Source organism: Gillisia sp. Hel_I_29, from assembly GCF_000744275.1.
GTDB lineage: Bacteria > Bacteroidota > Bacteroidia > Flavobacteriales > Flavobacteriaceae > Gillisia.
This window is the reverse complement of sequence record NZ_JQLP01000001.1, coordinates 140,724-166,902: the sequence shown is the minus strand read 5'-3', so window position 1 is coordinate 166,902 and position 26,179 is coordinate 140,724. Positions and strand designations below refer to the sequence as shown.

The following is a 26,179-nucleotide window of genomic DNA, read 5'->3' as shown; positions in this document are numbered from 1 at the left end:
GTTATGAAACACTGGAAACTTTGGAGTTTTATTAGTATCGGACTGCTGATTGTAGCGTGTTCAAAAGATAATGGGAACGAAAACTTGCCACCGGCTAACAATAATTTTGATCGTGGCGCAATGCTTTTAAATTGGGCAGATAATATCATTGTCCCTGCATATACTTCTTTTAAAACAGAGGCCGAAAACCTGAACAATGCCGCAACGGTCTATTCAAATGAGCCTACAGAGGCAAGCCTACAGAGTTTGCGCGCCTCGTGGACAGCGGCCTACATTTCCTTTCAAAAGGTCTCTATGTTCGAAATAGGCAAGGCCGAAGAGTTACGGTACAGAAACCGACTGAATATTTATCCATCAAACACCCAAAAAATTGAAGATTTTGTAGCCACCGGTTCTTACGATCTGGCCTTGCCATCTACAATGGATGTACAGGGTTTCCCTGCTATAGATTATCTGATCAACGGTCTTGGAGCAACAGATACCGAAATTGTAAGTTTCTATACTACCAACGGCAATGCCCTGGGATATAAAAATTATCTCGGCACCCTTACGGAAACTATCCTGCAATTGACCACAACAGTACTCGATGATTGGAATGCCAACTTTAGGGATGTTTTTGTTGCAAATACTAGTTCTTCGGCTACTGGATCTGTTGACAAACTAACGAACGACTATATATTCTATTTTGAAAAATCGTTGCGGGCGGGTAAAGTAGGGATACCCGCAGGTGTTTTCTCCCAACAACCATTACCCGAAAATGTAGAGGCGCGCTATAAAAAAGATTTTTCCAAACAATTGATGCTAACAGCAGTTAAGGCAAGCCAGGATTTTTTCAACGGAAAATACTTTAACAACAATACTACCGGGGAAAGCTTCAAGACCTATCTTGATTTTTTGAACAGTATTAAAAATGGGGAGGATCTAGGTGGCCTTATCAATGCGCAGTTCAATGCTGCAGAAACCCAGGCAAATGAACTGAACAATAATTTTGCTCTACAGATTGAAACTGACAATACCAAAATGCTAAGTACTTATGATGAGCTACAACGCAACGTTATCCTCTTAAAAGTGGATATGTTGCAGGCACTGAGCATAAATGTGGATTATGTAGATGCCGATGGCGATTAGTCAATGGCCTCACGTTTAAATGCATACCGAAATATAACTACAGAGGCTGCCCCGTTGGCGGTCTTTCGTATTTTTTTTGGACTGATGATGTTTTTTGGCATCGTCCGTTTTTGGAGCTATGGCTGGATCGATAAACTTTATATTCAACCCAAATTCTTTTTTTCATATTATGGGTTTGAATGGGTACGGCCTTTGGGTGTTTACACCTATTTATTGTTCTTTATCTGCGGTATCTCCGCAATCTGCATTGCGTTGGGGTATCGATACAGAATGGCGATCATCCTTTTCTTTTTAAGCTTTACCTACATCGAGTTGATGGATAAGACGACCTATCTTAACCATTACTATTTTATTAGTTGTCTTAGTTTTTTAATGATCTTCCTTCCCGCAAATGCCTATTATTCAATGGATGCACAAAGGAATAAGGATAAGGCCTATAAACAGATTCCCAAATGGACCGTTGATGCCATAAAATTATTGATTGCACTAGTCTATTTCTACGCCGGTCTGGCAAAACTGAACAGCGACTGGCTCGTTGGGGCAATGCCGCTTAAGATATGGTTGCCGGCCCAATATGACCTGCCATTGTTGGGAAATTTAATGCAGCAACAATGGCTTCACTATGCCTTTAGCTGGGGCGGTGCCGCCTATGATCTGGCGATACCGTTTTTGTTGTTTTATAGACCCACCCGTTGGGCAGCTTTCGGTCTGGTGGTAATTTTTCATTTGATGACCCGCATCCTCTTTCCCATAGGTATGTTCCCTTATGTGATGATAGTGAGCGCACTCGTTTTTTTCGATGCGGGAGTCCACCATAAAATATTGAAAACGCTTTCGACTATTTTTAGGATTAAAAAGGAAAAGGCAGATGCAGGGATACGCAATAAAACCTATCGCAATAAAACCATGGCCCCAATGCTTATCGTGGGTTTGTTTATTGCCTTTCAGTTACTTTTTCCTTGGCGTTATCTGCTCTACAAAAACGAGCTTTTTTGGACCGAGGAGGGATACCGTTTTTCTTGGCGGGTAATGCTAATGGAAAAAGCTGGATATGCACAATTTAAGATTGTGGATAAAAAAAAGGGAACAGCTTTCCTTGTTGACAATACCGATTTTCTGTCAACATTTCAGGAAAAACAGATGAGCACCCAACCCGACTTTATCCTTCAGTACGCCCAGTTCCTCGGAAAACATTTTACAGCACAAGGCCATAAAAATGTAGCGGTCTATGTAGAGAGCTATGTAGCACTGAATGGCAGGCTTAGCCAACCTTATATTGACCCAAAAGTAAATTTACTGGAGCAAGAAGAGTCGTTTGGGCCTAAGGACTGGATATTGGAATTTAAGGATGAAATCAAAGGTTTTTAAACAAAAAAATGTATTTAAAAAAAGAACATATAATCGCAACCCTATTTTTTGCCTTCACAAGTTCTGCAATGTTTGCACAATATGTGGTTCAGGGAAAAGTAGTTTCTGCAGCTTCCAACGAACCTGTCCCAAATGCCGAAGTGTTTCTCACTACTCTAAGAAAATCAACCATCACGAATGATTTTGGGGATTTCAAATTTCAGGACATTCCAAAAGGGACCTATAATTTTACCGTATTTGCCTACGAGTATGCTATACTGGATCACGAGGTTAGCATTTCCGATGATACGTCACTGAACTTAGAACTTGAATCTTTGGGCATAGAACTTTCTGAAGTAGTGGTCACCCAAAGAAAAGAACGCCTTTTCGCCCTAAAACGATTAAGGGACGTTGAGGGAACTGCCATTTATGCGGGCAAGAAGAGCGAAGTGGTATTGGTAAGCAACCTTACCGCTAACCTTGCCGGCGGTAATGCCAGGCAGATATACTCCCAAGTGGTCGGGCTCAATATCTACGAAAACAACGATGCGGGACTGCAATTGAATATTGGTGGGCGTGGCCTCAATCCCAACCGCAGTGCAAACTTCAATACAAGACAAAATGGTTATGACATCTCTGCAGATGTACTGGGATATCCCGAAAGTTACTATACACCGCCGGCTGAATCCATTTCAGAGATCGAAGTGGTACGCGGTGCGGCATCTTTGCAGTATGGGACACAATTTGGAGGCCTTATCAATTTTAAACTGAAACAACCCGATCCCAACAAGAAAATAGAGTGGATATCCCGGCAATCCTTGGGTTCTTACAACTTGTTCACCAGTTTTAACAGTTTAGGCGGGACCTTGGGCAAGGTAGGTTATTATACTTTTTTCAACTATAAAAAAGGAAATAGTTTTCGTCCCAACTCCCAGTTTGAATCCTTCAATGGCTACGTACATTTGGATTATTCGCCTACAGAAAGGACCAAAATTTCCTTTGAGGTAAGCTATTTAAACTATTTGGCACAGCAACCGGGCGGTCTTACCGATGAACAGTTTGAGGAAGACCCCACGTTTAGCAACCGAACCCGAAACTGGTTTAATGTGGATTGGAAATTATATGCTATGCGATTGGAACACGCTTTGAGCAATAAAACCGATTTTAGCCTCAACCTCTTTGCCTTGGACGCCTATAGGAAATCGGTTGGTTTTCGCGAAAACAGGGTTTCACAGGAGGATGATGTGGAGGCTCCAAGGGAATTGATAGTAGGTAATTTTAACAATTGGGGGGCAGAGGCCCGTTTGTTGACGCGGTATAATTTCTTCGGAAAAGAGAATACGGTGCTTTTTGGTGGAAAGTACTATCAATCCAATAATACAGAGCGGCAGGGGCCCGGCAGCAACGGCAGCAACGCCAATTTTAATTTTGAAGAACAGACCTACCCCAACTACCCAAGGCAAAGCGATTTTAGGTTTCCGAACTTGAACCTTGCCCTGTTTTCCGAAAATGTCTTTAAGTTCTCCGAAAAAATTTCGGTAACTCCTGGGCTACGGTTTGAATATATAAAGACTAGAAGTAGGGGCGAATTTAAACGGATCAACTTTGATATTGCAGGTAACCCCATCTTAAACGAAGATGTGGCGGATAACCGTGATCTTGAACGTTCTTTTATTTTATTGGGTGTTGGGCTAAGTTATAAACCCCATAAAACGGTTGAACTATATGGGAATATAAGCCAGAATTACCGCTCGGTTACTTTTAATGATATTAGAATTACCAATCCGTCATTGACCGTAGATCCCAACATCAAAGATGAGCAAGGATATACTTTTGATATAGGGGCTCGCGGGCGAATAAAGAAATACCTTTCCTATGATGTGGGAGCATTTTTTTTAAATTACAAAGATCGTTTGGGTGTGATATTACGGGAAGTAAGTGATATCCAACAGGAGCGGTTTAGAGGGAACATAGGGGATGCCATTACCTATGGCATTGAAAGTTTTGTGGACTGGAATATATGGGAAACCCTGTCCACAGAAAAAAACGATATCAAACTCGGTACTTTTGTCAACCTGGCCCTTACAGATTCAAAATACACCTCTTCCCAAGAAAACAATGTGAAGGGCAAAAAAGTGGAGTTCATTCCCGGTATTAACCTAAAAACAGGATTAAATTTTGGGTATAAAGACTTTTTGGGTAGTTTGCAATATACTTATTTGGGCCAACAGTTTACCGATGCCACCAATTCGCCCAGGGATTTTCAAAGCCAGAGTGGTATTGTAGGTGAAATACCTGCCTATAATATTATGGATCTTTCTTTTTCCTATACCTATAATCGGTTTAAACTGGAAGCGGGGGTCAACAATGTTTTGAACGAAAGTTATTTTACACGCCGTGCGACGGGCTATCCGGGCCCAGGGATCATACCAAGTTTACCACGAACCATATATGTGCTCTTACAACTTAAATTTTGAGTTAATCTGCATTAATGACAAAAATCATATTTCTGTTGAACCTTTAAAATTATCTTCGCATTAATTAATTTTGCTGTTAATTCATAAAAATTTGATAACAAGCTTGTTAAACAGCAGCATTTAATTTACGAAAACATTTAATGTTAGACAAAATTTATTAATACTGTGAAATCTTTTTTTACCAAAATACTATCTTTTTTTTTAGCAGTTTTTATACTGTTTTCTACTTCTTCTTTCACGGTGGATATGCACTTTTGCTGTAATAAATTGGTGGATATGGCTTTTTTTAGTAAGGCAGAATCCTGTATGGAGATTGTACAAAAAAAAGATAATAATTCCAAGCAATGTACTTCCATACAAGAGAAGGATTGTTGCGATAATCAGACCATTGTAAAAGAAGGAGATGACACCTTTAAGAAGTCCAATACAATTTTAGAGATTGAGACTTTAGTTTTCTTAAATACTTTTTTTAATACTTATATTAATCTGTTCGAGGGGCTAGAAGAAAAAGTCATTTCTTTTAAAACCTATAGGCCGCCTTTATTATCTACAGATATTATAATTCTCAACGAGACCTTCTTAATTTGATTTTCTACATCGCAGATTGACTTTAATCTGCATTACCTCTATAGCCAAAGTTTCACTTCTGGCTAACATTTGTTGTACTCTATTCCCAACAATACTATACACCATTAACCCTGTTAGGTCTTAACCTTTCAAACCATTGAGTTAAAACTCAATGACAATACATTATATACTATGAGCAAACCAAAAGAATTTTGGATTAAGAATATGGTCTGTAATCGCTGCTTAAAAGTAATTATGCAGGAGTTACAAGAACTTGAAGTAACCGTACTTTCATTGGAATTGGGAAGATTGTTAGTAGAAGCACCAAATAAAACAGACAGTGAAATCATCAATGCAGTAACAACCGTGCTTCACGCCAATGATTTTGAAATAGTGCAGAACGAAGAAGAAATGCTCGTAGAAAGAATCAAGATTATTCTAATTGAACAATTACAAGAGCTACCATTACATATCAAAGTAAAAACATCTGAACTATTGGCATCAAGCCTTCATAGGGAATACAAGACATTGAGTAAATTATTTTCAGCAAATCAACAGACAACCATTGAAAAGTACTTTATCAAATTAAAGATAGAGAAAGTTAAAGAGCTCATTCAACTCAAACAACATTCCTTTTCAGATATAGGGTACTTATTGGACTACAGCAGCGTCAACCATCTGTCTAGACAGTTCAAAGAAGTAATTGGAGTGAGTATGACCGATTATAAAAATACTGAAAACTGGAAAAGAAATTTTTACGATGAAATTATGTAGATAACAACGAAAGTTATGCAGATAAACGCTTAAGGCAATCATTAATTTTATCAAAATAAATCAAACTAAAATGAAAAAACTACTCATCACATTAGTATTAATTCCCTTTCTAGGGATTACACAAACTATAGAAAATTTAGAGTACATCTCGCCTTTTAACAATGAAGTAGCTGCCATTAAAAAAGGGAACGAATGGGGGTTTATTGACCAAGACGGCAAAGTAATCATTGATTTTCGAAATGATTTGGTGCTAACCAAAACAGGAAATGCAACCTACCCCATATTCAGTAACGAAAAATGCTTGATTGCCCATCAAAAAGATGGCATACTGTATTATGGCTATATCGATAAAACTGGAAAAACTGTCATTACACCTCAATTCTTGAATGCGACCAATTTCGAATATGATAAGGCATTGGTACTAAAAGTTGAAAAAGAGACCATAGGCTATAATGACATTTTCAACAAAGACGTCGTTAGCTACCATTATTTTGAAGTAATTATAGATAAACAAGGAAAAGCCATTGACCATCTAACTCAATTGGCCATTCATATATCGCCTAAAGATAAGGAGGATAAAAATCCACCTACCATAACATCTAAATTCATTTCGGAAAATTTAGTGGCCATTAAAGACAGCAACAAGAAATGGCGTTTAAAAAAAATTGAATAACAATGAAAAAGTTCCCGACAGAAATGAAATTAAAGAAGATTGAAAACCTTTTTAAATCTGACAGTTAATAGCTGATAACCCATTCCCTAAACTACGGTTTGTGGATTGTTGGGAATGGGTTTATAAAAATAAATGTTTAACTCAATAAAATAGAAAATTATGAAAACATTACTAATTGTTTTATCAACAATCGGGCTTTTAAGCTTAAGCAGTTGCAACCAAGGAGCAGATCCTCAAGCACTATTGGAAAATCCTGAAACTCGTACGGAGGTGTTTAATGCCGTTACCGAGAACCACGATTATATGACCGAGTTTATGGAAAGTATGCACGGCAGTCAACACACAATGGCAATGATGCAGGGCAACAAAAAAATGATGGGCTCTATGATGCAAGGAGAAGGAATGCAAATGATGATGAAGGACAGTACAATGATGCATTCGATGATGAACCAAATGATGAATGACGGAAAAATGATGGGAACAATGATGAAAATGATGCACGAAAAAGGAATGATGAGCGAGGACTGTATGGAATCTTGCTCAAAGATGATGGGCGAAAAAGGAATGGATATGCAGAATATGAATAGTCCAAACAAACAGGATCATACCGAGCATCATTAATTTTTAACTTCTAAATACAAAAACAATGAAAAACAATCACTGGATTTGGATGGTCATAGGTTGTGGGCTACCACTATTGTTCATCTTTTTAGCGCCCTCATTTGGTATAGGAGGTGGTTCATCACTATTTATTTTCATCCTTTTTATGTTCGGCATCCATCTGTTTATGCCCCACGGTTCACACGGACACGGAAGGCACAATAATCATAAGCATCAGGATAGCGACCACAATCATTCTGAACAAGAAACAAAAGAAGAACACAAAGGACATCAACATCACTAAAAACTATATACAATGAAACAAAAATTTCAAATAAACGGAATTAGTTGTGGTGGATGTGTAGCAAGGGTCAAGAAGACTTTGGAAGAACATCCCAATATCGAAAAGGCAGAAATTTTTCTGGCACCAAAAGGAGCTACACGTATCACGATGAATGAAGCACTTTCGGTTGCCGACTTGCAAAAGCAACTCGATGAGCTCAATGGATATACAATCACAGAACTTAATCAATAACAATTAAAATCTAAAAAACTATGCATTTATACGACGGACACTTTGGAGGAATGCACCTAATATGGTGGATTATATGGATCATTTTAATTGCTTGGATCTTTTTTATCCCAGCTGACATACCCTATCAAAAAACAAAGAAGGAAAGCCCATTAGAGATTCTTAAAAAACGCTTTGCAAAAGGTGAAATTTCTAAGGAAGAATACGAAGAATCTGTAAAGATTTTAAAGTCAGAAAACTAACTGAAAATCATAAAACTATGTATCGATTAAACATAAAAAAACTCGGTTTTGCTTTTGGTCTAACAGGATCCTTAATTTATTTGGGCTGTATGATTGTGATGGCCACAGCGGGTCAAGAAGGAACAATCACCTTCTTTAATAGCCTCTTACACGGTCTAGACACCACGAATATTATAAGAATGGATGTTCCTCTAATAGAAGCATTATTCGGTATCGTTCAAACATTCATTTTAGGGTGGCTTATTGGTGCGTGCATAGGTGCTTTTTATAATGCTCAAATTAAAGTAAAAAGATAAATTATGGATAGAAGAGATTTTTTAGCCACTGGAGCTGTTTCGACAGCAGGGATGCTATTCTTTCCTGGTAACTTACTAGCCAAGGAAGCAAAAACTAACAATAAGCACAAACTAGTACAAACGCTACCCTATAAAATGGATGGCGAGTGGAAAGAGTTTGAGCTGTATATAGATGTTCATACCCACGAGCCTGCGCCAGGTTATAAGTATCATACGCTTGCTTTTAATGATATGATTCCTGGGCCAGAAATAAGAGTAAATGCTGGGGATAAGGTACGCGTCAAATTCATCAATAAAACAGATTTAAACCATACCATACATTGGCACGGTGTTTATGTGCCTTGGCGAATGGACGGCGTTCCTTTCGTTACACAACTGCCAGTAATGCCCAAAAATGAATTCATATACGAGTTTGTAGCAGAGCCTGAAGGAACACACTTTTACCATTGTCATTGGGGAACACTTATGCATATGCAGGCAGGAATGTTTGGTAGTCTTATTGTTGAAAACCCAAACGATTCAATTAAAAAGAAATTCCCCTATGAACGTGAATATACTCTAGTGTACTCATCACACGACACTAACTATATACGTGAAGAAATGAATAGTATGCTAGAGCGAATGAAACAGCGTAGCTATTTGATGAAACAAGGAAGGTTTAATAGCGAGCAATGGGCGGTTTTTGATAATAAGGAACAGTTTACCGCCAGTTTAGAAAACGGATATCAACCACCATACGTAACCAACCGAAGATCAAATTCAGATCTACCACAAGCCAATTGGTTTACAGTTAACGGTAAGTCATATCCATCTACACCTTATTTGTTTATCAAATCTGGAGAGAACATTCGAATTCGGCTTATAAACGCTGGTGCAGAAACCCATCATTTACATCTACACGGACACGATTTTTGGATGGTAGCTGACGATGGAGTACCTCTAGAGAACCCTTTCAAACGCAACACAGTGCCTCTTACACCTGGTAAAACTTTTGACATTATTGTTGAAGGCAAGAACAGGGGTATTTGGACTTTTCACGATCACGACACGCGTAAAGTGACCAATAACGGTTTATATCCTGGAGGAAATTTGTTAGCACTAGTATACGAAGACTTACCAGCTGATGAGTTGATTATTTCAAAACATTCAGGAAATCCAATGTACAATCCAAATGCTGGTATGGGAGATATGAAAGGTATGGAAAACAAAAATATGGGAAGTATGAACAAAATGATGTTTGGAGAAGATAAACTTCCAAAAATCGCTCTTGATGAATAATTTATAAAACAGTTAAAATGAAAAAAATCATATATATAGCCATCTTAATTTCTGGGCTTGCAAACGCACAGATTACACCAGAATTTGAAATTGGAGCCAAAGGTGTTTTCTCAGGCAATTTAAACTTTAATTCCGAAGAGTCCAATGCAGTTACAGATTTCTCTGATACCCAATTATTAATGGGGCTTAGCCAAAAGCTTTATAACAACTGGAGAGCGCAATTTGTTTTAGGGCTTCAATTTCCTGATGCCAATTCAAATTTGGGCGAGGTCTTTTACAATAATATTTTTATGAAATTGGAAGACCAAACCAACATTTTTAAAGTAGGGCGTACACTTGCACAGACCAACTTAAATGAATTCCCAACATTACGTGATGATGATGCACAACAGTTCGTCTATGCACTCAACCCATTTTCTGATGGTGTAAATACAGAACGTGACCAATATGCCAATGTACTGGATTACACACACATATTTAAGCAACGCTTTTCTGTTTCAATACACGGTGAAAACTTCTACGATAGTTTAGAACCTAACGATTTTAGGTTAAACTCTATGGGACTATCGTTGGTTTACAGAGTACCAGAAAGTCAAAGGTGGAATAGAAATATCTTACAACAAATTGGATTGAGTTACAACAACTATTTCACTGATAGACCAGGATATTCTAACGATTTTGACTCTTCGGTAAAAAACTTACTTTTTAGTACTATACTGAATTTAAAGCCAGACCCAATAAATTTTGTGGATTTTAAATTTCAAGCTATTCAAAACTTTGGTTGGGATGAAATAACAGAGCTTAATGATTATTTTGATTACACAAGAACGCAGTCAACATCTCTCTTTGGTACTTTTAGATATTTGAAACAAAAATTAGAACGCCCACATTATCAAATTTCTGTTGGTGGTGGTTATAAATCCTTGGACAATTTATCGACCGACTCAAACCAATTACTATTTATAGCAAACGGGTTTTATCGAATGGGGCAAAATTTTGATATTGGATTTCAGTATAGATATACTGAAAATGAAGGTTTTACACAAAACCTTTTTGGAAAAAATGAGCATCGTCTACAACTAGCTATTGTATATTCTTTTAGTCAAATATTTAATAAGCAGTTTGGTGACCGCGAAGACTTATTAAACTTAGAACACAATTATATAAAATAAAAGTAAGTGACCTATACCACGCAACATATTAAAACAATAATTGTACAGATACTTATTTGGGCAGGTATTTTCTACTTCTTGGTACACCCTTTCACAATGGTGCTCTATTGGTTTGAGTACAGCAATACGGCATTCTCATTTTCCTTGTTTCAAGACGTTTTAAAAACTCGTTTTTTAGAGTCTTTCTCTTTTGATATGAGGGGAATGGGTGGTTTGCTCACGCTTTTAGGAATTTTTCTAGGTACAATCTCAGGTCTGTTTTTCATAACCATTAAGCAAAAGAATAAGCTTATCGGCACACAACAACGATTGCTAATTCGTGATATTGAAGCATTGATACAAGCCGGTGAAAACGTAATGGTGGAGTTCAAGTCTTCCATACGCTATGACTATTATCGAAAAACAACCAATAAGGAACTGGAGCTGGTTATTGCTAAAACTATCACTGGTTTTATGAATGCAAAGGGTGGCAAACTAATTATTGGTGTAGATGATGACGGAAATGTTTTAGGATTAGAAAAAGATTATAAAACACTTAAACACAAGAACAGGGATGGTTATGAGCGGGAAGTTTTCAGAATCATTTCTACACAATTAGGTCACGAGGCTTGTTTCAGTAATCATATTTCATTCTATAGTTTAAATGAAAAAGATGTGTGTTTAGTAGATATCGAACCTTCTGAAAAACCTGTTTATGTTAGCGATACCGAAAACACCACCTTTTATGTTCGTACTGGCAACGCCACCTATCCACTTACGGTCAAGGAGGCAGTTAATTATTTAGAAACTAGAAAAATATAAAGTTATGCAATACATCTGGTTTATATGGTCACTTATCATTCTCGCTCTTTGGGTAGTTATCTATCTATCTAAAAAAGGAGTTAGAAGAGAAATGCTCAAAATGAGCCTAATTACGATGCCCTTTGGTTTAACAGAACCGTTGTTTGTACCAGAATATTGGTTTCCACCTTCGCTTTTTGATTTGGCCGAAAAAACAGGCTTCGATATCGAAAGTTTGATTTTCTCTTTCGCAATAGGTGGAATTGGCACTGTACTCTACAACCTTATTTTTAAAAGAGGACTTGCCGAAATACCACATAGCGAACGAAGTCATAGTAGGCACCGATTGCATATTTATATACTTTTTATACCAGCAGCTGTATTCATCATTCTGGCGCTTTTTACGTCGCTCAATCACATTTATTGCGGCATTATAGCTTTGTTCATAGGTGGATTGGCGACTCTTTATTGTCGCCCAGATTTAAAAGGAAAGATTTGGGTTGGGGGAATTCTGTTTACGGTATTGTACTTCATTTATTTCGGAAGCATCCTTCCGTTCTATCCTCAATATGTGGAGTTGTACTGGAATCTAGACAACCTGACCCATATTCTTGTCTTGGGCATTCCTATTGAAGAATTAATGTTCGCCTTCACTTTTGGGATGTATTGGTCTGGATTGTATGAACATATCTATTGGCGAAAACTCATTCAAACTGAAATAATTATTCCACTTAAAGATTAACACTATGAAACGAATACACTCAAATCAAAAAAACAATGCTATCCAAGTTGTAGCCATTAAGAACCCAGTAAGAAAGATATACCAGGTATCCATCGCTATATTGTTCCTTCTACTGCTTTCAGCAGTAGTTCTATCCTGTTCTGGCAAGAAAAAAGATGTTGCAGAAAGCGTAACACAGCCAACTGTTGAAACATCCCAAACAGCAAATGAGGCCATTATATCAGCCCAAAATTATGAAATCGTTCCCAACGAAAAAGTCTGTATGGTCAATGACCGATTTATGGGTGTGTCACAAATACCTATTGACGTCAATGGAACTATCTACTATGGTTGTTGTGAAAATTGTGTTGAAAAGTTACAGAAAAATCTAGATGATGTTCGCTTTGGGAGTAATCCACTAAATGATACAAAAGTTGATAAAGCTTCAGCAATTATTGTTCAAGATAAAAGTAGCGGAAGTGTTTTTTATTTCGCTTCCATAGTAGATGCCCAATCATTTATAAATAAGAATAAAGGATAGGAAATCTTTATTCATAAAAATTCAAGTTATGAAAATAGTGTTAGCCATAGATGGTTCTGATTTTAGTAAACTAGCAGTAAAAGAACTTGCAAAATTACCCTTACAAAATGAAAGTGAGGTCTGCATTATAAACGTGTATGAACATCCTGCGATATCAACACCATCATTAATTACATCAACAAGTTCTATTAATTCCTACTACAAAGAGTTTTTATCAAACGCTGAAAAAATAGGGAAAAAGATTGTTTCCGAAGCTGGTAAAGTATTGAAAGAAAAAAATAGCTCACTTCGTATAACAACAAATGTTGTCAGCGGTCTTCCTAAAAAAGAAATTTTGGAAAAAGCGGAATCTTTTGATGCCGATTTGATTGTAGTGGGTTCGCAAGGGCAAGGCGCATTTTCACGTCTTTTATTAGGTTCCGTTTCACAGTATTTAGCAACACACGCCAAATGTTCAGTAATGATTGTAAAAGACAAGGACGCAAAGTAAACTATTGCTAATACCAATGATATAAAAATTAAATATGAACGCTAACCACTCAAATAATAATACAAAAGAATCTGCTTGCAAAGTAACAGATGAAATCTGCCTTCCAGACTCTAATTTACCTCGTGTTATTATTATAGGTGGTGGGTTTGCAGGTTTAGCGTTGGTTGAAAAACTGAAACACAAAGAGGTGCAGGTGGTACTGTTCGATAAAAACAACTTCCACCAGTTTCAGCCCTTATTTTATCAAGTGGCAACGAGTGCTTTGGAACCTGATAGTATTGTATTCCCTTTCAGAAAACAAATTAGTGGTTATAAAAATGTATTGTTTCGTTTAGCTGAAGTCGAGGAAATCCAACCTTCTACAAACACAATTATAACCAATAAAGGAAGAGTTCACTTCGACTATCTCGTATTGGCAACGGGTACAACAACTAATTTTTTTGGTATGGACAATGTCGAGTCCCATAGTCTTGGGATGAAAAACATTCGCGATTCTTTAAATATTCGCCATATGATGCTGCAAAATCTGGAACAAGCTGCAATCACTTGTGATGATAAAGAACGTGATGCCTTAACAAATTTCGTCATCGTTGGCGGTGGTCCCGCTGGTGTGGAAATGGCAGGAGCTTTGGCAGAATTCCGCAAATATATTCTTCCCAAAGATTATCCAGAATACCCTTCTTCCATAATGAACATCTATTTAATTGAAGCCATTGATGAGCTTTTAAGTACGATGTCAGACAAGGCATCATCAAAAACGCTAGAATATTTGAAGGATTTGGAGGTAAAGGTATTACTCAATGAATCGGTAAGCAATTACGATGGTTCACAGGTTGTCACAAATTGTGATAAGATTATTTTAACAAAAAACCTAATCTGGACAGCTGGTGTGAAAGGACAGTTTCCAAAAGGTATTGATAAAAAACACGTGGTAAAGGGTAACCGCTTAAAAACAGACTCATTTTTAATGGTAGAAGGCTACAAAAACATTTTTGCCATAGGCGATATAGCGGCTGTAATTACAGAAGAAACGCCAAAAGGACATCCGCAAGTAGCACAAACAGCTATTCAGCAAGGTAAATATTTAGGTAATGTATTATTGAAAATTATTAAGGATGAGGGTGTGAACTCTTTCGAATATAAAGACAAAGGTTCATTAGCTACAGTAGGGAAACGTAAGGCAGTAGCTGATTTGGGCAAATTCAAATTTGCAGGTTATTTCGCTTGGCTATTATGGTCAGTTGTACACTTATTATCCATAAGCGGATTTAGAAATAGATTGATGGTTGGTTTTAATTGGGCGGTAAGCTATTTCACTTATGAAAAGAGCAACCGCCTAATTATTAGAAATTTTAAACCAAAACCGTCGGTTAATAACATAAAGAAATAATTTACGAATGAAAGACACAACAGATAAAAACAATAAGCTTTCCTTAATAGGGTCTATATCTCTAGGAACTGGTGTAATGATTGGTGCTGGCATATTTGTTCTTATGGGACAAATAGCGGAGTTAGTTGGAGATCTGTTCCCGATTGCCTTTATTGCGGGAGCTGTTGTTGTGGGTTTCAGCTCTTATTCCTACGTAAAGTTCTCAAATGCTTTTCCATCCTCTGGAGGTGTGGTTAAGTTTTTCAATAAATCCTATGGACCTGGAACGACAACCGGTGTCTATTCTTTACTAATGTATGTTTCAATGGTCGTTGCACAAAGTTTAGTTGCAGGAACCTTTGGCGCTTATACCCTTCGATTATTCCCAGAAAGTTATGCTGGTTATGCATCCATACTTGGTATTCTACTTTTGGTAACAGCTTATATAATAAATATTCTAGGAAATAAAGTAATTGGAGCAACGGCCACTTTTACAGCAATTATTAAAGTAGGTGGTATTGCACTACTTGCGATTGCAGGTCTGGTAGCTTCTGGATTTGCGGATATTACAGGAGACTATATCCCACAAAATACCGAAACCTTACCACAAGGGTTCGGCTTTGTAGCGGCATTGGCATTATCAATCCTTGCCTATAAAGGGTTCACAACAATAACGAATCAAGGTGGAGACATCAAAAATCCACACAAAAACCTTGGAAGATCCATTGTGATTTCTATTCTTATCTGCACACTTATTTATGTAGCCTTGGCACTTGCTGTTGCAGGCGGTTTAAGCATTCCTGAAATAATAAAGGCAAAAGATTATGCTTTGGCAGCAGCAGCCGAACCTGTTTTTGGGGAATGGGGCTTATGGTTTACTATAGCAATCGCTATTGTAGCAACCTTTTCAGGGGTTATCGCCAGTGTATTTTCGGCATCGCGCTTATTGGGGATGTTGAGTAATATGAAACAAGTACCCTCTTTAAAAAGGATAGGTAATTTTAAAAATCCAGCGCTCATATTCACGGTTTCCCTTGCCATTTTACTCACTGCCCTTTTCGATTTAACAAGAATCGCTTCTATAGGAGCTATTTTCTACCTTATTATGGATATAGCTATCCATTGGGGGCTTTTTCGCTACCTAAAAAACGAGGTGAAATTTAAACCCATCATTCCGTTAATAGCTATTGTAATGGACACGGTAGTACTGGCAGCCTTTCTATATATAAAATATCTGAATGATCCAATGGTGCTCATCGTAGCAGCAATTGGAATTATCCTGATTCTCATTGCGGAACGTTTTTTTATGATTTCGCATACAGACGATGATGGCAATATGCCTATGGGAATGGAGAATACAAATAATAAAAACAACAAATCATAATTAATTAAAACAATTTATATGAAAAATATAGCAGTTATAGGATACGGAGTCATCGGAAAAAGGGTGGCCGATGCCATCAATCTACAGGACGATATGAAGCTTTCGGGCGTGTGTGATATCATAAGCGATTGGCGCATTCAAAATGCCGTGAGAAAAAAGTACGATATCTACGCAGCAACTCAAGAAGCAGAAGACAGAATGAAATCCGAAGGTATTTCAGTAAAAGGCGATATGCACGACCTGTTGAAAAAATCAGATCTCGTTGTGGACTGTACCCCTAAAAAGATTGCGGCTCAAAATGTAGCAATTTATAAAGAGCAAAACATCAAATTTATTTTACACGGAGGCGAAAAACACGAAACAACAGGCCATTCCTTTAGTGCTGAAAATAATTATCAGTCTGCTCTAAATCTAGATGCTACACGTGTAGTTTCCTGCAACACCACTTCTATTTTAAGGACGTTGACCGCTTTAAAAAGAGCCAATTTATTGGATTATGCCAGAGGTACACTTTTAAGAAGAGCAACAGATCCTTGGGAAAGCCATTTAGGTGGTATTATGAATACGATGGTTCCTGAAAAAGACATCCCGAGCCACCAAGGTCCTGATGCTAAAAGCGTTGACCCAGATTTGGATGTCATCACTGCCGCAGTAAAAGTTCCAGAAACTTTAAGCCATATGCACTATTGGAATGTGAAGTTAAAAAAACAAGCCTCGAAAGAAGAAGTGCTGAATGCTTTTAAGACATCTAGTCGTATCAAGCTAATTCAATATGACAAAGGCCTAGTTTCTAACAACACTATCAAGGAAATGTTTTTGGATATGGGAAGACCTTGGGGCGATATGTATGAAGTAGCCCTATGGGAAGATATGCTGAAGGTAGTGGGGGATGAACTTTTCTACGCCTATGTGGTAGACAACCAAGCAATTGTTATACCCGAAACTATTGATGCCATTAGAGCACTTACAGGAATTGAAACAGATGGTGCCAAATCTATCGCTAAAACAAATGAAAGTTTAGGAATTCATTAATCATTAATACAATGAAAATAGACATAAATATTACACAACTGTTAGGGGAAAAAGCAGACTTCTATTTGAATCACGTTTGTGAAAAAATAACCAAGGATGAATTGCAAACCCCAAGTAGAACAAGCCTAGATAAGGTATTTACCCAAAGCAACAGAAATCCGCAGGTACTGCGAAGCCTTTCGCAATTGTATAACCACGGAAATCTTGGTGGTACAGGCTACTTGAGTATCCTTCCAGTAGACCAAGGTATCGAGCATAGTGCAGCTTTTTCTTTCTATAAAAATCCGGATTATTTTGACCCAGAGAATATCATAAAACTCGCCATTGAGGCCGGTTGTAATGGTGTGGCTTCCACCTTCGGTGCTTTGGGATTGAACGCTAGGAAATACGCCCATAAAATCCCGTTTATCGTAAAGATTAATCACAATGAACTGCTCACATTTCCTAATAAATATAACCAAACTTTATTTGGTAAAGTAAAAGCTGGGTGGGATATGGGAGCAGTTGCTGTCGGTGCTACTATATATTTTGGTTCCGAAGAAAGCAATAGACAGCTTAAAGAAATAGCTGAAGCTTTTGAAGAAGCCCACAATTTAGGTATGGCTACCATTTTATGGTGCTATACCCGAAATGAAGCTTTCAAAACTGGAAAAGAAGATTATCACGCTGCTGCCGATGTAACAGGGCAAGCAAATCATATTGGGGTAACCATTCAGGCAGATATCATTAAGCAAAAATTACCTACAAATAACTTTGGTTTCAAAGAAATCGGTTTTGGAAAATATGATGATGAAATGTATGAGACGCTGACAACAGAACATCCCATCGACCTATGCAGGTTGCAGGTGGCTAATTGCTTTATGGGAAAAATCGGATTGATTAATTCCGGTGGTGGCTCTAAAGGTAAGTCTGATTTGGTGGAGGCAATAACAACTGCCGTTATCAATAAAAGAGCTGGTGGCTCTGGATTGATAATGGGAAGAAAAGCGTTTCAAAAGCCCTTCGGCGAAGGCGTGGAAGTATTACAATCCGTTCAGAAAGTTTATTTGGATACTAAAATTAGCATTGCATAACAATAAAAAAGAATGTTCGACACAGAAGTAAAATCACTTAAATCATTCAATCACTACCTCTCAAAATTGGTAGAAAGTCGTCTATGGCTAAAGGTTATCATTGCCTTATTTTTGGGTGTTGGTTTTGGATTGCTGTTAAGTCCTCAAAACGGGTGGATTACTAAAGAAACAGCAGACATCGCAGGGAATTGGCTGGCATTGCCTGGCGTACTTTTTCTAAAACTGGTTCAAATGATTATGATTCCTTTGATTGTGGCTTCTATCATCACAGGAATCGCAAGTAATGAAAAGGACAGTCTAAAAAAATTGGGTGGTGGCGTTTTATTATATTTTCTAGGCACTACCATAGTTTCGGTAAGTTTGGGTGTAATACTATCTCAAATTTTTAGACCTGGTCGCTTTTTACATCAACAGGCTCTAGCTGAACATAATGAAATTACTGCTGCTCCAACGGAAAATCCCGAGCTTTCCTTCGGCCTTGAAACTATTCCAGATGCCATATCAAACTTACTTCCAGAGAACCCTTTAGCATCTATGGTTAGTGGTGAAATGTTAAGTATTGTGATTTTCACAATCATTATTGGTGTAGCTGTGCTATCACTTGAAAATGCCTTACTGCGCCCAGTGAAGCTTCTTTTAAGTGCCATTCAGGAAGTCTGTATGACAGTAGTAAAATGGTCAATGCTTCTAGTACCTATTGCTGTTTTCGGACTAATGGCGCAGCTTACCTCTAGTGTTGGTTTAAGTTCTTTATCAGGTTTAACGTACTATGTTGGGGTAGTACTTCTCGGTCTTCTTTTATTGGTAATTTTCTATTTGGGACTCATCGTACTTCTCGGAAAGAAAAACCCATTGCATTTCCTAAAAAAAATAAGGGATGTTCAATTATTGGCTTTTTCAACCACAAGTTCTGCCGCTGTGATGCCCTTATCTCTAAAAACCGCCGAAGAAGAACTAAAAGTGGACAAGACTATTAGCAATTTTATCATACCTATAGGGGCGACCGTCAATATGGATGGTACTGCACTATATCAAACTATTACAACTCTTTTTATTGCCCAAGCTTACGGACTGGAAATGAGTTTACTCAATATTATAGTGGTCATTGTAACTATTGTCGCTGCATCCATTGGTACACCTGCCATTCCAGGAGGTGGTGTGGTTATACTCGCTTCTGTTTTGGGAAGTGTCGGCATACCTGCTGAAGGCATCATCATTATCATTGGTGTAGAAAGACTCTTGGGAATGTTTAGGACTGCTGTAAATGTAACTGGTGATTTAACTGCCTGTATGGTCTTCAATAGATTCTATGGTAAAACCCCAATCTTGGTTAGTGAGAAAACGAATAATAAATCAATTACAAAACAATGACATTACTACTCATATCCATAGTGTTCATTCTTCCTGTTGTGGCTATTGCCAGCTATCAGCATTATAAGATTGGTAAGCAACCAGCTTATGATGCCAAAGAAACACTGTTGAATTATGAAATAATAGGCTCTGGAGAAAACAAACTTGTTTTGTTACACGGTTTAACAGGCTCATTGCATTATTGGAAACGCAATTTAGAAAGTATTACAACTACGCATAAGCTACTTTTAGTCGACCTGCTAGGTTTTGGTGATTCGCCAAAACCACAAAGTGATTATTCCCTTTCAATACAATTGCAGGCCCTTGAATTGATTCTTAACAAAGAAGGATTCAATGATGGAAATATCATTATTGCAGGACATTCTATGGGAGCTATGATTTCATTAGCAATATTGGAAAAGCAACCAACTTGGTTCAAGGCAGGAATTTTTATAAGCGTACCTGTTTACAAGAACGCTGATGAGTTTAAAGAAATTATGTCTTCTCATTCCTTTGTAGATAGGATTTCAACAAGCAAATTCTCAAAATACATTTGTATGATTCATCCCATATTTATGTCACGTGCATTCAAGCCTGATAACCTCACGGATGATGTCTATGAAGATGCAAAAAAGCATCATTGGATGAGTTATTATTATTCTCTCACAGAAGTCATCCTAAAAACAGATTTATATGCGATTACAAAGAAAATTAAGGATAAAGATGTGCTCTTTATTCACGGAGAAAAAGACACTACTGCACCTTTAGAAAATGCCTTAAAATTATCGAGGGAATTTAAAAACGCAAAAATAATTACTTCATCTGAAGGAGACCATCAGTTCTTTCTGAAAGAAGCAGAATTTGTTTGGAACACTATTAAAGATTTTACTATTTCTGAAAAAAAGTTACAAAAAACCATATCCAATGAGCACGAATAAAATTAAACATATAGGCGTATTCACATCTGGAGGCGATAGCCCTGGGATGAATGCTGCACTATACGCCATTGCCAAATCCGCTGAAGCAAAAGGCATAAAAATAAGTGGTTTTCGAAAAGGGTATGAAGGGTTGATAGATGGTGATTTGGTTCCATTAGCATCACACGAACTAAAAAAAATAACCCAAAAAGGCGGTACCATTCTAAAAACAGCAAGAAGCAAACGATTTCTGGAATTGGAAGGTCGTAAAAAAGCATTGCAAACTCTAAAAGCAAACAACATAGATGCTTTAATTGCTATTGGTGGCGATGGCACTTTTAAAGGTCTATTAGCTTTTTCAGAAATATGCGGCATTCCGTTTATAGGCATTCCTGGCACTATAGACAACGATATTTTTGGTGCAGATTACACCCTTGGTTTTGATTCGGCTGTAAACACTGCCATTGAAAATATTGATAAAATAAAAGATACTGCCGAATCCCATAACCGCGTATTTATTGTTGAAGTAATGGGAAGGGATTCAGGCTACATCGCTATTCATTCAGGATTAATGGTAGGTGCCGATTCCATCCTTATTCCAGAGAGTGGAAAGGACTTTATTTATCTATTGGACAAGGTTAAGAATTACGATAGTGAAGATGCCTTCCTTGTCGTGGTTTCTGAAGGTGATGAACTAGGTGCAGAACTGGTTTCCTCAAAAATAAAGGAAGTCAATCCCAATGTCGATTTACGAATTACGAAACTCGGCCACGTCCAGCGAGGCGGAAATCCGTCAGCTTTAGATAGAATGTTAGGCATTAGACTTGGAGTGGCAGCTGTAAACGCAATTTCACAAGGTAAAAAGAACGCAATGGTTGGAATTTTAAATAATCAATTGCATCTAACCCCTTTTGAAGAGGTGGTCAAGCAACATCAAGTAGATAATGAATTGTATGAACTTTTAGAATTATTTGGAAAGTAAGAAATGATAGAAGCCTTTAAAAATATCAACCCATTTATCCTCGGACTGCTCATCAGTCTGGGTATTGGCCTTATTCTTGGGCTGGAACGTGAATACGATAAATTGAAGGAAGAACAAGGCTTTGCAGGTATAAGAACCTTCCCAATTGTTGCCATTATTGGTTTTATATTGGGAAATCTTTCCACAACCTATACACCTTGGTTGGTCATTATAATTGCAGCAGCATTTCTTTTGTTTCTGTCTTTGAGTCATCTTTCCATAGTACAAAAGCATATTATGACTGGTATTACCACCAATATGGCATTATTCGCTACTTTGATTTTGGGTGTTATGGTTGCTAATCATTTGCATAAGGAAGCAGTTGCTACTGCGGTTATCATAGTTACTCTGTTATCATTGAAAACGACATTTAATACCTTCATTAAAAATATTACTTCCGAAGAGCTTTTCGCCTTTATTAAGTTTTCAATTATTGCGCTTCTTATTTTGCCTTTCTTACCAAATCAAGATTATGGTCCAGAGGGATTGCTTAACCCTTTTGAGATTGGAGCGATAATAGTGATAGTGTCATTTCTGAATTTCATTGGTTACTTTCTTGTAAAATATGTAGGTTCTAAACGTGGTATTCTGCTCACTGCTATTTTAGGCGGATTGATTTCAAGTACCGCAGTAGCTTGGATATATGCTTCGCGAAGTAAGGAATCGCCAGAACTTTCAAAAGAATATGCTGCGGGTATCATTATAGCTTCCGCAATTATGTTTCCCAGACTTGCGATTCTGGCCTATATTTTCAATAGTGCCATACTTTTAAATTTAGTCATTCCATTTACTATTCTTACCCTTATCTGCTTGATAAGCGCACTCTTATTCATCAAAAAGAATACAGATGTCACAAAAACAGCTATCAATCTGGGTAATCCGCTCAATATTTGGAACGCCCTTGGGTTTGGTGGTATTTATGTGGTCATCCTATTTGCAGTTTTTTATGGAAATCAATTTTTTGGCGAAAGCGGTTTATACTATTCAGCCCTAATTGCAGGATTGGCAGATACGGATGCGATAACTATCAGTATGGCAAAATTTGGGTCATTGGAAGAAAAACTCACGCTGGCCACCAATGTCATTATAACAGCAACTATAAGCAATATGATTGTAAAACTTGGTATTACCTATTTCAAAGGTTCTAAAAAGACTGGGAAACTCGTGATGCTAATTTTTGGAACTGTTGTCATCGTAGGGTTTGTATATATTTTAATACAGTTAGGAAATTAAAAAAAGTGAAATGAAAACAACAGTATTCAGCACGCATAAGTTTGAAGAGCCGTATCTCGTAAAAGCGAATGATGGCAAGCATCAATTAAAGCTGCTTGAAAGTCGTTTAACTCAAGAAACTGCTATTCTCGCAACAGGTTCTAAAGCAGTAAGTCTATTTACGGGCGATGATGCCTCGGCACACATTCTTGAAAAATTCAATGCTTTTGGCGTAAAATATATTGCTCTGCGTTCAGCAGGATTCAATCACGTGGATTTAGCAAAAGCAGCTGAACTGGATATGAAGGTGGCACGTGTTCCAGCCTATTCCCCTTATGCCATTGCAGAGCATACAATGGCACTCATACTTGCATTAAACCGAAAATTGATTAAAGCACACAACAGGGTTCGTGACCAGAATTTCTCATTGAACGGTCTTACCGGTTTCGACCTCAATGGAAAAACCGTCGGCGTTATCGGGACTGGAAAAATTGGGTCTGTATTGGTAAAAATACTACACGGTTTTGGTTGTAAAATACTTGTTCAGGATGTCATTGTGGATGAAAATTTAATCAATTCCTACAATGTAATCTATACCAATTGTGAAACTATTTGTAAGCAGTCCGATATCATAAGCTTACACGTACCACTAACGTCTTCAACGAAACACTTGATTGATGCAAAACATATTTCATTAATGAAGCAAGGCGTAATGCTTATCAATACAAGTCGTGGAGGATTGGTCGATACCAAAGCTGTTATCGAAGGATTGAAAACTAAAAAAATTGGGTATTTCGGAATAGATGTGTATGAGGAAGAAGAAGGATTGTTCTTTGAAGACCATTCCGATGACATTTTGCAAGACGATGTGATTGCCCGATTAATGACCTTCAACAATGTTTTGATAACCAGTCATCAGGCCTTTTTAACCGAAACTGCATTGACAAATATTGCTGAAACCACAATATATAATCTGGATTGTTTTGATAAAGGCAAAGTTTCAGGAAACGAAGTTTCTTGATTAAGAAGCAAAAAATAGTAGTAACACTTAAATCTTAAAATTATGAATCGAGTAAAAAATAAAGTAGCCATTGTCACAGGAGGTGCCTCTGGTCTAGGGAAATCAAGTGCTATTTTATTAGCACGTGAAGGAGCAAAAATCGTTGTTACAGATATAGATGAAGAAGATGGAAAAAAGGTAGTCTGTATTATACTGATATAGGTTGACCTTTTTTGATTCGATTTTTGACAGTTTAAATGGTCAGTAGTTCTAAAATTTGTTTGTTTCTTTTGTAGGAATGATAGTCTACATTTCTATTCAAATGAACAAAGTTAGGGGTGTTCAATTTGAGACTGAAATGTGGTCTTTTGTTGTTGTAAATCTCAACAGCCCTTTTGACCATCTTCTTCGCTAAGTTAGTATTTTTTATAGTTCGTTTTAAATCATATTCATATTTAAGGGTTCTGTTGACTCTCTCAGCCACGGCATTCTCGTATGGGTCGTACTTCTCGGTCATGCTCATTTGTATTCCGTTTTCCTCAGCAAAGCTGGTGTATTGGGGATTGCAATACTGAATTCCACGATCTGAATGATGAATGAGTTTCTGATTCTTGTATTTCCTGTTTTTAATGGCCATTTTAAGCGCATCGATGCAAAGTGATGTCTTCATATGGCTTGCCAATTTATAACCCATAATTTGCTTGGAATAGGCGTCTGTGACCAATGCCAGATAACTGTGTCCGTTCTGTGTTTTAATATAGGTGATATCGCTTACCCAAAGTTGTTCAGGCCTGGTGGGCACTTTGTCTTTTACCAGGTTTTTGTATTTAAAGAATCGATGTTTTGAATCAGTTGTGATATGGAATCGCTTTAATTTAGGCACGAGCAGGTTATTCATGCGCATCACCTGATAGAATTTATCCCTTCCTATTTTGATACCGAGTCGGTTCATGTCAGCCTTTAATTCCTGATATAGTTTGATTCCACCGGTGCGCAGTCCGTACTGACTCCGATACTCTTTGATGAGCCGAATGATTAGCTGTTGCTGTGTTTGCGTGGTCTGATGAGATTTTAACCGCTTATAGAAAGCTTGTTTGGAAACCCCAAAACATTGGATCAACCATTTTCTTTTAAACGGTTTTGCTTCTTTTTTTCGATCTCGTCTGCTAATGTTTTGGGCAATGACTTTTTTGACATATCAACTCCGGTAATAAGTTCCATGTCAGCAATAATGTCTTGTTGGAAGTCTTTTACAAACTCCAGCTCCTCTATTTTTTCTTTGAGTTTTTTGATCTCATCTTTCTTGCTCATCCCTTGTTTCTTTTGTTCTAAAGTACTGTATTTTTTCAACCAGTAGTAAATAGAAGCTCTGGAAACCTGATATTTATCGGAAGCATGATTGATAGAGATCTGTGCATTTTGGATCTGATCGATGATAACCAGCTTAAGATCATAACCTACTTTTTTGTAGGAAGTTTTTCGACAGTGTTCATTTTGTTCTTTCATTAGATATAGTGCTAAAAGGATTAATTTTTAGTCAACCTATTTCAGGAAAGTACAGTCCAACAAATCAAAGCTAACGGTGGGGAGGCTATATTCATTAAACAAGATGTATCCAAAGAAGATGAATGGAAAAATGTCATTGAGACCACGCTCAAAACTTTCGGAAAATTACACATATTAGCTAATTCTGCCGGAATAGGATTAGGTGGAACTGTAGAAGAAGTTACCCTTGAAGATTGGAAAAACCTCATAGATGTAAACCTAAATGGCACTTTTTTAGGTACTCAGTATGGTATAAAGGGTATGAAGGAAACTGGAGAAGGTGGTTCCATTATCAACTTCTCTTCCATTGAAGGACTTATCGGGGACCCTAACCTACCTGCTTATAACGCAAGCAAAGGCGGTGTTACCATATTCACGAAATCTGCTGCCCTGCATTGTGCAAGACAAGGCTACGGAATCCGTATCAATTCTATACATCCTGCTTATATCTGGACACCAATGGTAGAAAATTTTCTGAAAGCTCAAGGTAATGTAGAAGAAGGCAAAAAGCATTTAGAAAGTTTGCATCCTGTTGGCCATTTGGGAGAGCCTGATGATATAGGCTATGGAGTCGTCTATCTAGCTTCGGATGAATCCAAGTTTATGACTGGTTCTGAATTGGTAATCGATGGTGGCTATACCGCACAATAACAAACTA

The 26,179-nt window shown here is 37.5% G+C and carries 29 protein-coding genes and 1 pseudogene; 28 read left to right on the top strand and 2 right to left on the bottom strand.

Annotated elements, in window-relative coordinates:
• The first annotated feature begins 3 nt into the window (after positions 1-3).
• From P163_RS00745 to P163_RS18050, 27 genes are all read left to right on the top strand, one after another.
• A complete protein-coding gene (locus P163_RS00745; RefSeq protein WP_031427475.1) occupies positions 4-1,128 on the top strand; it encodes an imelysin family protein in 1,125 nt (374 codons plus the stop codon).
• Positions 1,129-1,131: 3 nt separating this feature from the next.
• Complete coding sequence (locus P163_RS00740; RefSeq protein ID WP_031427474.1) at positions 1,132-2,496, top strand: HTTM domain-containing protein; 1,365 nt, start codon at positions 1,132-1,134, stop codon at positions 2,494-2,496.
• An 8-nt stretch (positions 2,497-2,504) separates the two neighbouring features.
• A complete protein-coding gene (locus tag P163_RS00735) occupies positions 2,505-4,952 on the top strand; it encodes a TonB-dependent receptor (RefSeq protein WP_031427473.1) in 2,448 nt (815 codons plus the stop codon).
• 165 nt (positions 4,953-5,117) lie between these two features.
• Positions 5,118-5,540, top strand: coding sequence for an HYC_CC_PP family protein (locus P163_RS00730; RefSeq protein WP_034886854.1), 423 nt, complete (start codon positions 5,118-5,120; stop codon positions 5,538-5,540).
• Positions 5,541-5,711: 171 nt separating this feature from the next.
• Positions 5,712-6,293, top strand: a complete 582-nt coding sequence (locus tag P163_RS00725; protein ID WP_034886851.1) for a helix-turn-helix domain-containing protein — start codon at positions 5,712-5,714, stop codon at positions 6,291-6,293.
• 70 nt (positions 6,294-6,363) lie between these two features.
• Positions 6,364-6,966, top strand: a complete 603-nt coding sequence (locus P163_RS00720; RefSeq protein WP_034886849.1) for a WG repeat-containing protein — start codon at positions 6,364-6,366, stop codon at positions 6,964-6,966.
• A 159-nt stretch (positions 6,967-7,125) separates the two neighbouring features.
• The gene (locus P163_RS00715; RefSeq protein WP_034886847.1) at positions 7,126-7,587 is read left to right on the top strand and encodes a hypothetical protein; all 462 of its coding nucleotides are present in this window, start codon (positions 7,126-7,128) and stop codon (positions 7,585-7,587) included.
• A 25-nt stretch (positions 7,588-7,612) separates the two neighbouring features.
• Positions 7,613-7,870, top strand: coding sequence for a hypothetical protein (locus P163_RS00710; protein WP_034886845.1), 258 nt, complete (start codon positions 7,613-7,615; stop codon positions 7,868-7,870).
• Positions 7,871-7,882: 12 nt separating this feature from the next.
• Positions 7,883-8,101, top strand: a complete 219-nt coding sequence (locus tag P163_RS00705; protein WP_034886844.1) for a heavy-metal-associated domain-containing protein — start codon at positions 7,883-7,885, stop codon at positions 8,099-8,101.
• 20 nt (positions 8,102-8,121) lie between these two features.
• Complete coding sequence (locus P163_RS00700; protein ID WP_034886843.1) at positions 8,122-8,340, top strand: SHOCT domain-containing protein; 219 nt, start codon at positions 8,122-8,124, stop codon at positions 8,338-8,340.
• Between the two features lie 17 nt (positions 8,341-8,357).
• Positions 8,358-8,636, top strand: a complete 279-nt coding sequence (locus P163_RS00695; RefSeq protein ID WP_034886842.1) for a DUF5676 family membrane protein — start codon at positions 8,358-8,360, stop codon at positions 8,634-8,636.
• Positions 8,637-8,687: 51 nt separating this feature from the next.
• Entirely contained in the window at positions 8,688-9,914 is a 1,227-nt protein-coding gene (locus tag P163_RS00690) for a multicopper oxidase family protein (protein ID WP_231556134.1), read from the top strand.
• Between the two features lie 17 nt (positions 9,915-9,931).
• Positions 9,932-11,086, top strand: a complete 1,155-nt coding sequence (locus P163_RS00685; RefSeq protein ID WP_034886840.1) for a hypothetical protein — start codon at positions 9,932-9,934, stop codon at positions 11,084-11,086.
• 6 nt (positions 11,087-11,092) lie between these two features.
• Positions 11,093-11,887, top strand: coding sequence for a helix-turn-helix domain-containing protein (locus tag P163_RS00680; protein ID WP_034886838.1), 795 nt, complete (start codon positions 11,093-11,095; stop codon positions 11,885-11,887).
• Positions 11,888-11,891: 4 nt separating this feature from the next.
• On the top strand, positions 11,892-12,608 hold the full coding sequence (locus P163_RS00675) for a lycopene cyclase domain-containing protein (RefSeq protein WP_034886837.1): 717 nt from the start codon (positions 11,892-11,894) through the stop codon (positions 12,606-12,608).
• A gap of 4 nt (positions 12,609-12,612) precedes the next feature.
• A complete protein-coding gene (locus P163_RS17700; protein WP_051931021.1) occupies positions 12,613-13,128 on the top strand; it encodes a hypothetical protein in 516 nt (171 codons plus the stop codon).
• Positions 13,129-13,156: 28 nt separating this feature from the next.
• A complete protein-coding gene (locus P163_RS00665) occupies positions 13,157-13,618 on the top strand; it encodes a universal stress protein (RefSeq protein ID WP_034886836.1) in 462 nt (153 codons plus the stop codon).
• A 34-nt stretch (positions 13,619-13,652) separates the two neighbouring features.
• Positions 13,653-15,008: an NAD(P)/FAD-dependent oxidoreductase gene (locus tag P163_RS00660; RefSeq protein ID WP_034886834.1), complete on the top strand. Its 1,356-nt coding sequence runs from the start codon at positions 13,653-13,655 to the stop codon at positions 15,006-15,008.
• 7 nt (positions 15,009-15,015) lie between these two features.
• Entirely contained in the window at positions 15,016-16,371 is a 1,356-nt protein-coding gene (locus P163_RS00655) for an APC family permease (RefSeq protein ID WP_034886832.1), read from the top strand.
• 18 nt (positions 16,372-16,389) lie between these two features.
• Positions 16,390-17,403, top strand: coding sequence for a type II glyceraldehyde-3-phosphate dehydrogenase (locus P163_RS00650; protein WP_034886831.1), 1,014 nt, complete (start codon positions 16,390-16,392; stop codon positions 17,401-17,403).
• Between the two features lie 11 nt (positions 17,404-17,414).
• Positions 17,415-18,476 carry a class I fructose-bisphosphate aldolase gene (locus P163_RS00645; protein WP_034886829.1) on the top strand — a complete coding sequence of 354 codons (1,062 nt, stop codon included), beginning with the start codon at positions 17,415-17,417 and terminating at the stop codon, positions 18,474-18,476.
• Positions 18,477-18,488: 12 nt separating this feature from the next.
• Complete coding sequence (locus tag P163_RS00640) at positions 18,489-19,847, top strand: dicarboxylate/amino acid:cation symporter (RefSeq protein ID WP_034886827.1); 1,359 nt, start codon at positions 18,489-18,491, stop codon at positions 19,845-19,847.
• On the top strand, positions 19,844-20,764 hold the full coding sequence (locus tag P163_RS00635) for an alpha/beta fold hydrolase (protein WP_034886825.1): 921 nt from the start codon (positions 19,844-19,846) through the stop codon (positions 20,762-20,764). Before P163_RS00640 ends, P163_RS00635 begins: the two co-directional genes overlap by 4 nt.
• On the top strand, positions 20,751-21,725 hold the full coding sequence (locus P163_RS00630) for an ATP-dependent 6-phosphofructokinase (RefSeq protein WP_034886823.1): 975 nt from the start codon (positions 20,751-20,753) through the stop codon (positions 21,723-21,725). The genes P163_RS00635 and P163_RS00630 overlap by 14 nt, the downstream gene beginning before the upstream one ends.
• A gap of 3 nt (positions 21,726-21,728) precedes the next feature.
• Positions 21,729-22,997 carry an MgtC/SapB family protein gene (locus P163_RS00625; protein ID WP_034886822.1) on the top strand — a complete coding sequence of 423 codons (1,269 nt, stop codon included), beginning with the start codon at positions 21,729-21,731 and terminating at the stop codon, positions 22,995-22,997.
• Between the two features lie 10 nt (positions 22,998-23,007).
• Positions 23,008-23,997 (top strand): 2-hydroxyacid dehydrogenase, encoded by a 990-nt coding sequence (locus P163_RS00620; RefSeq protein WP_034886821.1) that lies wholly within the window; start codon positions 23,008-23,010, stop codon positions 23,995-23,997.
• A gap of 42 nt (positions 23,998-24,039) precedes the next feature.
• Positions 24,040-24,198: an SDR family NAD(P)-dependent oxidoreductase gene (locus tag P163_RS18050; protein ID WP_081891273.1), complete on the top strand. Its 159-nt coding sequence runs from the start codon at positions 24,040-24,042 to the stop codon at positions 24,196-24,198.
• Between the two features lie 31 nt (positions 24,199-24,229).
• Here P163_RS18050 and P163_RS00615 read toward each other — a convergent pair whose 3' ends face one another.
• Both P163_RS00615 and P163_RS00610 read right to left on the bottom strand, forming a co-directional pair.
• Positions 24,230-25,096, bottom strand: a complete 867-nt coding sequence (locus P163_RS00615; RefSeq protein WP_034886819.1) for an IS3 family transposase — start codon at positions 25,094-25,096, stop codon at positions 24,230-24,232.
• The gene (locus tag P163_RS00610; RefSeq protein WP_034886817.1) at positions 25,093-25,482 is read right to left on the bottom strand and encodes an IS630 transposase-related protein; all 390 of its coding nucleotides are present in this window, start codon (positions 25,480-25,482) and stop codon (positions 25,093-25,095) included. Before P163_RS00610 ends, P163_RS00615 begins: the two co-directional genes overlap by 4 nt.
• 57 nt (positions 25,483-25,539) lie before the next feature.
• Between P163_RS00610 and P163_RS00605 the strand changes: the two are divergent.
• A pseudogene (locus tag P163_RS00605) lies at positions 25,540-26,172 on the top strand (SDR family oxidoreductase); the annotation flags it as partial.
• Positions 26,173-26,179 lie beyond the last annotated feature (7 nt).